A 12529-nucleotide genomic window follows, 5' to 3' on the forward strand; every position below is an offset into this window, starting at 1 on the left:
AGTCAAGTGCGTGACAACGTATAGTTGCGATTCTATTCTCTTGTATGTGAATAAAATTATATCAGCGATTTTCAGGATATATCAACTTACCGACAAAAATTAATACAATGAGATGGAGCTATCCCAAAATTTTGTTCGAAACAACTCCATCTTATATGCAAATTAAAAGAAATCATAAATAAACGGCTTGCGCACTGGTACTACATTCTCAAATGCCCGTATTTCCTCTTCGCTTCCGCTAATTAATTCTAATTCATTTAGTTCTAATGGGCGTTTGTATCCAAGCAGTATTGTAGATAGTGCATTTATATCTAGCTTGATCCCTTTATCCATTGGTTCTTCTATAATTGCTATTTCATAATTTGCAAGTCTCACCGATACATTATTCCACGGTGCAAATGAATCTGTAATATGTAAAATGACTTCTTGTTGTACATTGTTCCAGTTTAACTCATACTGTTTTAAGAACTGCTCTACATCTACAATTCTTCCCATAAAATATGGTTTTATTTCTGTTTTCACACGTGGTTCTTGCAATGTATATAACAACTGTTCGTTTTCACTTACTGTCATTTCAAGCTCTTTAATCATAGAATCATGCTGGCAAATAAAATTCCATAGACCATTTCGTGCTTCATTATGCAGTGGAACAAATTCATCTACTGTCATTTTATAGTTTTCTATTTTATATAACATATAGCCGGCTGCACTTTTATTTTCATCGTAATAAATTGCTAATGTTAAATCCTCATAAACAGCTTGTAACCACCATTTTTCATTGCGAACTAGCATACCAGAAAAATGTTCTGCAAATGTTTCATAAAGCTTCTCGACCTCTTCTGGGTGATTTTCTTTATTGAAACGTTTCACAGTACCATTCACTTGTTTTTTCATAACTAAATCACTCTTTGTCAAATGACATACGAGAAGATTCGCACAAAGTTCCCAGCCGTATTTACGGTAAAATGTAACAGCAAATGGGTGTAACATAGAGACTGTAAAGCCATCTTTTTTCATTGTTTGAAGTGAATGTTGAAGTAGCTCTTTTACATACCCACTTCTTCTGTACTCTGGATACGTCGCTACTCCTGCAACGCCACCCATTTTAAATTTTTCTTTACCTATGTAAATATGAAACGGGATGAGGTGTAGTTTTGCAGCTAAGTCCTCACCTTCCATAATACCGTATACTTCATGACTTTCCTTCATCTTTGTAAGTTGCTGCTGTAATCGTTCCTCATCTACTTTATATTGAAAAGCGTATTCTGATAAACGTAATGCTTCTCTGAACTTATCTTCTTTTAATTGTATGACATTCATATAATTCTCCTCCATTCCCTGTTTGAATTGTATCATAATTCTTACTATTATAGTTCGGTAAGTGAAACTACAAGGACGTTTTAACAAAAAAAGCAGATACATCACGTATCTGCTTTCCATCCTTTTTATTTAGCTAATTTTTGAAGTTCGTCAAAGAATGTAGGATATGATACACCTACTGCTTCTGCATCTTCAATAATTGTTTTTCCTTCTGCCAGGCAACCAGCAATTGCAAGCATCATTCCGATACGGTGATCACCATAACTATTTACTGTATTGCCTTTTAGAGCTGATTTTCCGTAAATGATCATACCGTCATCAGTTGCTTCTATGCGAGCTCCTAGTTTCGTTAATTCAGCAACGACTGTATCAATACGGTTTGTTTCTTTTACTTTTAATTCGTGTGCATCTTTAATTACTGTAATTCCTTCTGCTTGCGTTGCCGCTAATGCGATTACAGGAATCTCATCGATTAATCTAGGGATAATATCTCCGCCAATTTCAATTCCTTTTAATGAAGATGTTTCGATTGTAATATTTGCAGCTGGTTCCGATGCCCCTTCGTTAATTGGCTCTACAGTGAACGTAGCACCCATTTTTTCTAAAACATCAATAATACCGGTACGGGTTGGATTCATCCCTACATTTTGTAATACTAGTTTACTATTTGGGATGATTGCACCTGCTACTAAGAAAAATGCTGCTGATGATACGTCACCTGGCACTTGAATGTCTGTTGCTGTTAATTTTTGTCCACCTGACAGCTTCACTGTTTTCCCTTCGCGAGTTACTTTAACACCAAATGCTTCAAGCATTCTTTCCGTATGGTCGCGGGAAATATGTGGTTCTGTAACAGCTGTTACACCTTCTGCACGAAGACCTGCAAGTAAAATAGCTGACTTTACTTGTGCACTTGCAACAGGAGAAATATATTCAATTGCTTTTAAATCTCCACCACGTATTGTTAACGGTGTAAATGTTCCTTCTTCTCGGCCGTCTATGTTTGCGCCCATTTGCTTTAATGGGTTTGTTACACGCTTCATCGGTCTTTTTGCGATAGATTCATCACCTTGTACGCAAGAGAAAAATGGTGTGTTAGCTAGTATACCTGACATTAATCGGATTGTTGTACCAGAATTACCAACATCTAATACAGCTTTCGGTTCTTGTAAACCTTCTAATCCTTTACCAACTACAGTAACCTCATCACCGTTTTGCGTAATTTCTACTCCCATTTCTTTAAAACATGAAATCGTACTTAAACAGTCTGCACCGGGCAAGAAACCTTTAATTGTTGTTTTCCCTTCTGCAATAGAACCGAACATAACAGCACGGTGTGAAATGGATTTATCACCTGGGATTGTAATATTGCCATTCAATCCGTTATTAACAGGTTGTATTGTTCTTTCTTTCACGTTTTTCACCTTCTCATTTAAATTGTTTCATAAGTTTGGTATTCTTCTTCTCCAAGCGCTAGCTTTGCTTTCATACGATCTTCTTCCCTTTGGAAGCTAATACGTAATACCCCAAGCAGTCCTTCACGCGCTTCTAATATTTGCAAGTTCGTAATACTAATTTCCTCGCGCGCTAAAATACTCGTAATATGAGCCAATGCCCCCACCTTATCTAATACATCGACGTATAAGTCGTGATAGGCAGGAATTGCCCCTCTCTTTCTTACTGGTAAAGAATCACGGTATTCTTTCGCATCTGCAAAATAGTTTTGAATCTCGCCTGCATCTCCGGTAGAAACTGTTTTATATAAATCTTCCATTTCAGAGATCCACTCTTTTAATAATACCATTAAATGCTCTCGATTTTGCTTTACAATATCACTCCACATTTTCGGACTACTAGATGCGATACGTGTAATGTCTTTAAACCCTCCAGCAGCTAGCTGATGAATGAGCGGATTATCTCCTGCATGTTTCTCTACTTGCTTCACTAAACCTGCTGCGATAAGGTGCGGGAAATGACTAACGATCCCTGTTACATAATCATGTTCTTCTGTATTTAAAACAAGGAAATGTGATCCCGTTCCTTTTAACCAATCTTTTAACTCTTCCACATGTTCATTTAGCACATGATGCATCGGTGTTAAAATGTAAAATGCATTTTCAAATAAATGCGCTTTTGCACTTTCAACTCCCGTTTTATGAGAACCTGCCATTGGATGTCCACCAATGAAAGATACTTCCTTTGAAAATAAAGTTTCTGCTTCATTCATAATCGTGCCTTTTGTACTACCAACATCAGTCACTATAACATCTTCTCGTAAACGGAATGACGCAAGTTTGTGTAATAGCTTCTTCGTTTCTTCAACTGGAGAAGCAAAAACAATTAAATGTGCCTCTTCACATGCATGCTGTAAATCAACTGCTATTTCATCTACTACATGTAATTCTTTTGCACGCTCTACTTGTTCTTGAAATATATCATAACCTGTTATCGTTACATCGTGCTCTTTCTTAATTGCTAATGCGAGAGAGCCTCCGATTAAACCAGTTCCAATTAATACTACCTTTTTACGCATTTTCCTCATCTCGAGACTTTCTTTTTTTATTTTCAAAGTGTTGTTGTAACACTGAAATCACCCCTTCATTTTGCTCTCTTGTTCCGACTGTAATACGGATACCATTCGGGAACGGACGAATAATAAATCCTGCTTGTGCACAAGCTTCATAAATCTCTCCAGCATTCTCAACTGGCAAGAAGATGAAATTTGTTTGCGATGGATAAAATGGAATATCATTTTCCCTACAAAAGCTCTCGTATTGTTGTAATCCTTCTGTATTCACACGAACTATTTCTTCAATAAACTCGTCATCACCAAAAGCAATCGTCGCTGCTTTTTGCGCTAATGAAGATACGTTAAATGGCAAACGAACGACATTTAATTTTTCGATTAACTCTTCCTGTCCAACCGCATATCCAACGCGGAAAGAAGCTAATCCGTACGCTTTAGAAAATGTTCTAAGTACAAGAATATTTTTATGTTTTTCTAAAAGCGGTAATGTCTCTGGGAAATCTTTTGCTGTTACGTATTCATAGTACGCTTCATCAATGACAATTAACGTATTTTCACTAATACCTTCAATGAATTGAGTCAATTTTCGGTCATTCACATATGTGCCTGTTGGATTGTTCGGGTTACAAATCCATACAATTTTTGTATCGTTATCTACTACTGAAGAAATTTCTTCTAAGTCGTATACACCGTTATTTAACGCAACTTCCTTCACTTCGCAACCTTCTATAACTGCATGATGACGGTACTGCGGGAATGTTGCACCTGCTGTTACAATGTTATCTCCCGCTCGTAATACGGCGCGGCTTATTATTTGAATGATTTCATCTAAACCACTACCACAAAGTACTTGTTCCATTTGCACATGCAACTTATCTGCAATTGTTTGACGGAGCGTTGTAGCACCTCCGTCAGGATATAAAGCATGTTCCAACCAAGAGTTTTGCAACTCTTCTAAAACTCTTGGTGAACAACCAAATGGATTTTCATTCGATGCTAATTTCACAAACGAATGATCTCCGTACACTTCTTTCATTTGTTCTGGTGATTTACCTGGTTTATATGGTTGTAATGATGATAGTTGATCTTTTACTTGCAAGTTAAACCCACCTTTTTATTAAAATTCTTTTGCGTAGTTATTGTGTTGCATAATGTTTTGTTTTAATAATTCCATACGATCTTTTCCGAATTGTTCGACTAGTGCATCTGCAAGTTCCCATGCCACAACAGATTCAGCTACTACACCCGCCGCTGGTACTGCGCAACTATCAGATCTTTCAATACTCGCTTGGAATGCTTCTTTCGTATCAATATCAACGCTTGCTAACGGTTTGTATAAAGTAGGAATTGGCTTCATCACGCCCCTTACGATAATTGGCATACCTGTTGTCATACCGCCTTCTAAACCACCGGCATTATTCGTTTTTCTCGTGTATCCTTTTTCTTCATCCCACAGAATTTCATCATGCACTTTGCTTCCTGGTTGTCGTGCCGCTTCAAAACCTACGCCGATTTCAGCACCTTTAAATGCATTTATACTCATAATTGCACCAGCAAGTTTTGCATCTAATTTACGATCGTAATGAACGTAACTACCAACTCCAATTGGCATACCTTCTGCAATGACTTCCACAATGCCACCGATTGAATCTCCACTACTTTTTGCGTTGTCAATCGCATTCATCATTTCTTGCTCTACTTCTTTATCTAAACATCGAACTGGTGAGTTTTCAGTAATTGTTTGAATTTCTTCAATCGATAAGTTTGAAATATGTTTTGCTTTTACTCCACCAATTTCAAGAACATGCCCTGCAATTTCCACGCCTAATTCGCTTAAAATTTGTTTTGCAACTGCACCAGCAGCTACACGAACTGTCGTTTCTCTTGCAGATGACCGCTCTAATACGTTTCTTATATCACGATGACCATATTTAATTGCTCCATTTAAATCTGCATGTCCGGGACGTGGTTTTGTAATTGTACGTTTCATGTCTTTACTTTCTTTTTCCGAAATTGGCTCTGCACCCATTACTTTCGTCCAATGTTTGAAATCATCATTTTTTACAATTAACGTAATCGGTGATCCAAGTGTCATCCCGTGACGAACACCACTTACAATTTCAACTGTATCTGTTTCAATTTGCATACGTCTTCCGCGTCCATGACCTTTTTGTCTTCTTAATAATTCTTTATTAATATGTTCCGCCGTAAGTGTCAAACCTGCTGGTACACCTTCTAAAATAACTGTTAACTGCGGTCCATGTGATTCTCCAGCTGTAATGTATCTCATTTCTCTTGCTCCTTTACTATTTTTTTGTACAAAAAAGTCCCTACTGAGCGCTCAGTAGGGACGATGTTTATCGCGGTACCACCCTAGTTGTAGACTTCTTTCGTCTACCTCTCTTCTTCTTTAACGATCGTTTGACCGTCTTACCCTCCAAAAGTTGTCGGGAAAGATGCTCCAAGGCTGTAATTCATGCTTACCTTTGTACTGATTCACACCGACCATCAGCTCTCTTTAACAGTGAGATAAGCACTACTGTTTCCTCTTCAACGCATATATGATATGGAATTAAGATAATTTATTTTTGAAACCTTTTAACTCATCCATGAATCTATGGAATTCTGGAATGTCCATTTGTTGTGCAGAATCTGATAATGCAACTGCTGGATCTGGATGAACTTCAGCCATTACTGCATCTGCGCCAATTGCAAGTGCCGCTTTCGCTGTTGGTAATAATAAATCTCTGCGTCCAGTTGAATGTGTTACATCAACGATAACTGGTAAATGTGTTTCTTTCTTTAAAATTGGTACTGCAGAAATGTCTAATGTGTTACGTGTTGCTCTTTCGTATGTGCGGATACCGCGCTCACAAAGAATAATTTGATCGTTACCTTGCGCAATGATGTATTCCGCTGCGTTAATGAACTCATCAATTGTTGCTGCTAATCCACGTTTTAATAATACTGGTTTGTTAACTTTACCTACAGCTCGTAATAAATCGAAGTTTTGCATGTTACGTGCGCCAACTTGAATTACATCAACGTAGTCTAATGCCATTTCAACATCGTTCGGATTTAAAATTTCACTAATAATTGCTAAGTCAAACTCGTCTGCTACTTGACGTAAAATTTGAAGTCCTTCTACTCCCAAACCTTGGAAATCATATGGAGAAGTTCTCGGTTTGAATGCACCACCGCGCATTAATTTTAAGCCTTGGTCTTTCATCGCTTGCCCTACTTGACGAACTTGTTCTAAACTTTCTACTGCACAAGGTCCCATGATGAACGTTTGTGTTCCGTTTCCAATCAATTCACCTTTTACATCAACGATTGTATTTTCTTGTTTCTTTTTACGTGATACTAGTAACGCTTTACGGTTATCATCTTCTTGTAACTCTAAGCTTGCTTTGAAAATCGTTTTGAAAATATGTTGAACTGTTGATGTTTCGAATGGTCCTTCGTTATGCTCTGCAATCATATCAAGTACTTCACGCTCACGTACTGGATCAAAGCGTTTCGTACCTTGTACTTGCTTTTGCTCTCCAATTTTTTGAACAATTTCACCACGTTTGTTTAAAAGGTGTAATAGTTGTAAGTTAATTTCATCTACCTGTTTACGTAATTGATCTAATTCATGATTTGCCATTTGGAAATCCTCCTCTAATGTTTTAAAAGTATAGTAAGAGAATAAAAAATTCTCTATTTTCTGAACTGACTAATTATACAAATTCATAGTGGAATCGATACCTCTTCTTATTTTAAACTGATAATTCTTACAAAGACATGAACTACTAGTTAAAAACCCACTTTTTTGTACAAAAAAGCCCTACTGATCCAATCAGTAGGGACGATATTTATCGCGGTACCACCCTAGTTGTAGACTTCTTTCGTCTACCTCTCTTCATTGTTAACGATCATCTGACCGTCTTTCCCTTCATAAAGACAATACTATCTTTACTACGAAAAAGATGCTCCAGGACTGTAATTCGCTCTTGTTTATGTACTGGTTTGCACCAACCACCAGCTCTCTGTTACAGGGAAACAACAACTACTGCTTTTCCTTTCAATGCATGACTATTTAATTTTCAAGTTGAACCACTAAAATACAAAAAGTCCCTACTGAATAAATCAGTAGGGACGATATTTATCGCGGTACCACCCTAGTTGTAGACTAACTTTCCGTCTACCTCTCTTCACTGTTAACGATCAATTGACCGCTTTTTCCTCATAAAGACAAACTATCTTTATTACGAAAAAGATGCTCCAAGACTGTAATTCATGATTATCCCTGTACTGGTTCACACCAACCACCAGCTCTCTGTTACAGTAAGACTAACCACTACTGTGATCTCTTCATTGCACTTTGTTTATTCAAATGTTTTTGAAATTGAATAAGTATGATTCGTATTATAGAACGCTTTTCAAAACACTGTCAACAACTTTTTATATATTTTTTAAAATTCCACTTTCGTCCTATAATTCTTTTTGTAAATCACCCATTACAATTCCTATGCGAATTATTTCATTTTCTAGTAAATGTAAAACATATTCCTCTACTTCATACTGAACTAATAATTCTTTTATTTTTATGATTTCTTTTTCAAATAAAACGGCTTCGTGACATGTTTGTAGTAAAATAAAAAACACATTTGCAAATATTTCTTTATGCGCTTTCATACTTTCTTTTTTATGAAGCATTTCAATCAATAACTGCTTCATTTCCTCACCTGCACATTTACCATGTACACTTGAAAATGCACGAGACATAATACATAATCCTTTTTCTAATATTTCATCCATGTATAAAATAATACGTAAAAGCATTACATATTCTCTTGCAGTTATCTCACCCATTTTTGGTCGTTCTCGCAAAAATACACTGAGCCAAGCTGTCCAAAATTTTTGTTGTTCTTTTACACTTAATGTTTTGACGTAATAGCATAAAAACTGCATAAACTTAATTTTATTTTCTTCATTTTCTAGTATGAGTAACGGGTATAACCAATCTGTTTTTTGCTCCCAATATAGTACACATTTAATAAATACAAAGCTAAGCCATTTCAAGAAAGCTTCTCTCGTATGCGGATGTAATACTTCCAAATGTTCTATCGCATACTTAATAAATCGCTTCATTTCTGTAAATAAAGGTAGATTTATTTGCGTGTAACATAAGCCGGCCCATGCATATTCCGTAATCTCATTTTGTTTTTTTAAATCTAAGTATGGTAACAAATATTTTCGGCACCATTGTTTTTCAATATGATATAGGAATGTAATATCTGCTATTAAACGAGCAAACATAAAGTTTGTTCGTTCCGAATTAACTCTTACTTGTTCTTCAAATAAAAATAAATATTCATATACATTACGATCGTATAAATGATCATATGATAACAACTTTAATAATACAGCCGTCATTTTTCCAACTGGATGCTGAATTGATTCATTATAAAAATCTTGTTTCCCAAGCTTAAAGTCTGTATCACTCTTCATAACTTGAGGAAACACTGAAAAAGCAAATCGTTTTACAACACGTATACTATTCTCTTCTAACTCTTCTAGTCGATTACTAATTTCATATAGAAAACTACTAATTAACCAATGAAAAGCAGTATTTCTAATAAATTTCTGCAATAGCGGAATAATTTTTTGGATTTGCTCATTCGTCAATCCCCGATTATTTCGCCATTCTCTAATACAAACAAACCATACTTCATTACTTATTTCTTGCACTCCTACTAATTGGTATGCAAATGAAATACTCCACTCTGTGTTTAATTTACATGCTTTTGATAACATCTCTAAAAAATGGCGTTGTTCAAAAACACCATCTTGCGAAAATTGCTGAACTTGCTTCATAATTTCAACATCTTTCAGCTGCAATAATCCGTCAGCAGTTACATTACAAGTAATGCTTTCTGCTGTATCCTCTTTCTTTTGTACACTGTATCGTTCAGAATGAAAATGAGGATGCTTTTGCTTCATTAACTCATACCCATTTGCCGTAGATGGGCTATTCGAATCACACTTGAATAATAAGTCTAATACGAGACATGCATCAAATACCCTCTCTTCTGTAAGATGCTTTATTACAGTTCGAGTGACTTCTTCTTTTGTTTTTTCTAAACAATGTGCATAATGCCTTTTTAAAAGTTGAAAAACTTCGTGTTTATAAGTGAAATCTAAAAGAAGTCCTTCATGTAACAACCATTTCATTTTGTCATCTACACGAACAAAAATATTTTTATTCATCGCATCAATTGCAATTCGCTTTTGAAGTACACTATTTGCTTCTATCATTTCTGTAATATAATAATCCGCTTTTTTCTCATTGTTTTCGCATAAATAAGTTAGACACTCTTTTACAATTCGTATTAAAAATGCAAGGTCATTTTGATGAAACTCTTTCTCTACATTTTCCTTATTTCTTTTTTTCAGTGCCGTTTGTCTTAACGACAACATTCTCAATTTTTCTAATCCAATCATCATAATTGGAACAGCATAATAAGCGATATATGGCCTCATCTTTTCGTTCCAAATTTGCTCCACATGAGAAAATGTAGATACTGGTAAGCGACTCGATTCCTCGAGTTCTATTGATTCTTGCGTATCATTTCCCCATTTCCTTACACGTTTCAACTTCAGTTTTCCGTCTAAAATAAAAGTTAGTAACAATAAGGCAATTTCTTTATGCTCAGGAAAAGAACATTTTTGCAGTAACTTAGAAATCTTTTCTATAGAGCTACTATCTTTTTCAGCTGTTTCTAATAAAAGGAGTGTCCACCTTGCAAACAACAACGGGTCCATCTTACTCTTCGTTTCGTTTAAGTAGTTACAAATTGTTCTCCATAATAACGGTGATATTTTAGAATAGTTTTTATAAATTAATTGAAATAATTCTTTCTGATGACTAAAAAGAAATTGTTCCACTAACCATTCTGCAAGTAATTCATCTACTTCATTATAGTTTGGCGTAAGCATAAACAAATTTTGTAATTTACCTTCTGCTTCTAACCATTCGACCCATTCATAATCATGAGCAAATTCCACAAAGTAACGTACTGTTTCAATTTTTTTAATTGATTGCTTTATGTATGATAATTGTTCCTGTTCTACTGACGGGGGAACCGTTACAATATCCCGAATACGCATTCTTTTCGTAATATAATTATCACCCATTAATTCAGCCCAGCGTTTTACCGCTTTTACAAGGGATTGATGATTATTCACCTTATTCGGATACACAATTGGTCTTATCCCTAAATGTTCCCAGTGGTATGTATTTTCTCCTTGTGCGACAAAAGCAAATCGTCTTGTACTTGGCGGTAAACCAGTTGCTAAATATTTCATTACTGGGTCATTATGACTATATCCAACGAATAAAACGGTGTAATTTGAGAATAGATCAACTAAAAACCTTCTCGCCCACCCTTCCGTTAAGTAAGCCCTTCCAAAATCACCATCTGTTAAAATTAAAGCCTCTTTCTCCTGTTCTACATTACCATGTATGTAAGCAAGACCTTTAAAAGCTCTCCCAGTCGGTAAAGCTGGAGCGTAATAAACATTGATATCTCTATTTATTTCTTTAATTGCAGTTGTAAAATGTTGATCAAAATTTGTTGTTACAATGCGGATATCTGTATCTAAAGGAAATAACCTTGGAATTGCATAATGCAATGGATTCGGTTTTGATTTCTCTATATGAACGAGATCTCTTGCGACTTGATGTACATCTTTTGTTTTCGCAATTTTGCCAAGATAATAATCATGTGGCTCTGTTATTTCACGTTTTTCGACATATAACGTTTTTGCAATTTCATCAACTAAATCATCAAAATTCGGTAAGTTTGATTTCCCTTTCATAGAAACTCCCGCTCCAACAAATAACACTAACTTTCCTTGCTCAAGGTGATCAATTAACTCATCTGGAATTTCTACTTCTGAAGTAATCCACATCTTGGATTCCCCCTTACCTAAAAATGTCATACACTCTCATTTTACTATAACATTTTTTCATTGTTTTTATAATATTTAGACTAAATTCCGAACATGAAAAAGTTTTATGTAAATAAATCCGTTACAATGTATGAACTCCAGAATTTATTGAAAAACTATGTATAAATCGGAGGTGTAAATTTTGAATGATTTCACAGTAGTGCTTATCAAGTTTATATCGTGCATTATCGCATTTAGCATTGGGCTTGCTTTATTTTTCCCTGCAACGTTTGTTCAAATTATTTCATTCAGTCTCTTTGTTACAATCGTATCCTACATGTTCGTTGATAAAATTATTTTAAATCGAATTGGCAATACTGGTGCCATTATGTCGGATTTCTTATTAACATATTTAAGCGTATGGATTTTCGGTAATATTTTATTAGACAACTATATGCAAATTGCATGGGGCAGTATCCTTTCTGCCATCGTCTTCACTTTATCTGAAGTAATCGTTCATCGCTTCTCTAACTCTCATACAAGGCACAACAATGATAACATTCGTATTAATCGCCGCTTTGCATATGGTACAGAGTTTGCTGAAGAACAAAATATATTGGATAAAGATAAGAAAAAGTAACGTTTTAATGCAGGAGCGCCCTTTTTAATTATGTGGTGCTCCTTTTTTGTATTTTTTCATTATGGTACGTGAAATTATATAAGTGATTATTTCAAAATACCGAC

8 protein-coding genes and 3 other annotated features are annotated in these 12529 nt (G+C 35.4%); of the genes, 1 reads left to right on the plus strand and 7 read right to left on the minus strand.

Features of this window, described 5'->3' with window-relative positions:
• Positions 1-162: 162 nt before the first annotated feature.
• From MR112_RS14650 to MR112_RS14680, 7 genes are all read right to left on the minus strand, one after another.
• Entirely contained in the window at positions 163-1320 is a 1158-nt protein-coding gene (locus tag MR112_RS14650; RefSeq protein WP_001100928.1) for a GNAT family N-acetyltransferase, read from the minus strand.
• A 125-nt stretch (positions 1321-1445) separates the two neighbouring features.
• Positions 1446-2735 (minus strand): 3-phosphoshikimate 1-carboxyvinyltransferase, encoded by a 1290-nt coding sequence (gene aroA / locus MR112_RS14655; RefSeq protein WP_000664632.1) that lies wholly within the window; start codon positions 2733-2735, stop codon positions 1446-1448.
• Positions 2736-2752: 17 nt separating this feature from the next.
• On the minus strand, positions 2753-3853 hold the full coding sequence (gene tyrA, locus MR112_RS14660; RefSeq protein ID WP_001228136.1) for a prephenate dehydrogenase: 1101 nt from the start codon (positions 3851-3853) through the stop codon (positions 2753-2755).
• Positions 3846-4946 (minus strand): histidinol-phosphate transaminase, encoded by a 1101-nt coding sequence (gene hisC / locus MR112_RS14665; protein ID WP_242245068.1) that lies wholly within the window; start codon positions 4944-4946, stop codon positions 3846-3848. Before hisC ends, tyrA begins: the two co-directional genes overlap by 8 nt.
• Before the next feature lie 18 nt (positions 4947-4964).
• Positions 4965-6137, minus strand: coding sequence for a chorismate synthase (aroC, locus tag MR112_RS14670; RefSeq protein WP_001269424.1), 1173 nt, complete (start codon positions 6135-6137; stop codon positions 4965-4967).
• Positions 6138-6190: 53 nt separating this feature from the next.
• Positions 6191-6410 (minus strand) — a binding site (T-box leader).
• Positions 6411-6419: 9 nt separating this feature from the next.
• Positions 6420-7496, minus strand: a complete 1077-nt coding sequence (locus MR112_RS14675) for a bifunctional 3-deoxy-7-phosphoheptulonate synthase/chorismate mutase (protein WP_001273575.1) — start codon at positions 7494-7496, stop codon at positions 6420-6422.
• 194 nt (positions 7497-7690) lie between these two features.
• Positions 7691-7926: a binding site (T-box leader), on the minus strand.
• Between the two features lie 54 nt (positions 7927-7980).
• Positions 7981-8216 (minus strand) — a binding site (T-box leader).
• Positions 8217-8323: 107 nt separating this feature from the next.
• Positions 8324-11806: a DUF4020 domain-containing protein gene (locus MR112_RS14680; RefSeq protein WP_242245070.1), complete on the minus strand. Its 3483-nt coding sequence runs from the start codon at positions 11804-11806 to the stop codon at positions 8324-8326.
• A gap of 181 nt (positions 11807-11987) precedes the next feature.
• On the opposite strand from MR112_RS14680, the gene MR112_RS14685 reads away from it, so the two are divergent.
• Entirely contained in the window at positions 11988-12425 is a 438-nt protein-coding gene (locus MR112_RS14685; RefSeq protein ID WP_000997702.1) for a YndM family protein, read from the plus strand.
• Positions 12426-12529: the final 104 nt, after the last annotated feature.

The organism is Bacillus cereus group sp. BfR-BA-01330 (assembly GCF_022663885.1).
Lineage (GTDB): Bacteria > Bacillota > Bacilli > Bacillales > Bacillaceae_G > Bacillus_A > Bacillus_A cereus.

Bases quoted from the DNA above. Each gene is read 5' to 3' on its own strand.
- MR112_RS14650 (WP_001100928.1), bottom strand. From the start codon at position 1,320: ATGAATGTCATACAATTAAAAGAAGATAAGTTCAGAGAAGCATTACGT.
- tyrA (WP_001228136.1), bottom strand. From the start codon at position 3,853: ATGCGTAAAAAGGTAGTATTAATTGGAACTGGTTTAATCGGAGGCTCT.
- aroC (WP_001269424.1), bottom strand. From the start codon at position 6,137: ATGAGATACATTACAGCTGGAGAATCACATGGACCGCAGTTAACAGTT.
- MR112_RS14675 (WP_001273575.1), bottom strand. From the start codon at position 7,496: ATGGCAAATCATGAATTAGATCAATTACGTAAACAGGTAGATGAAATT.
- MR112_RS14680 (WP_242245070.1), bottom strand. From the start codon at position 11,806: ATGTGGATTACTTCAGAAGTAGAAATTCCAGATGAGTTAATTGATCAC.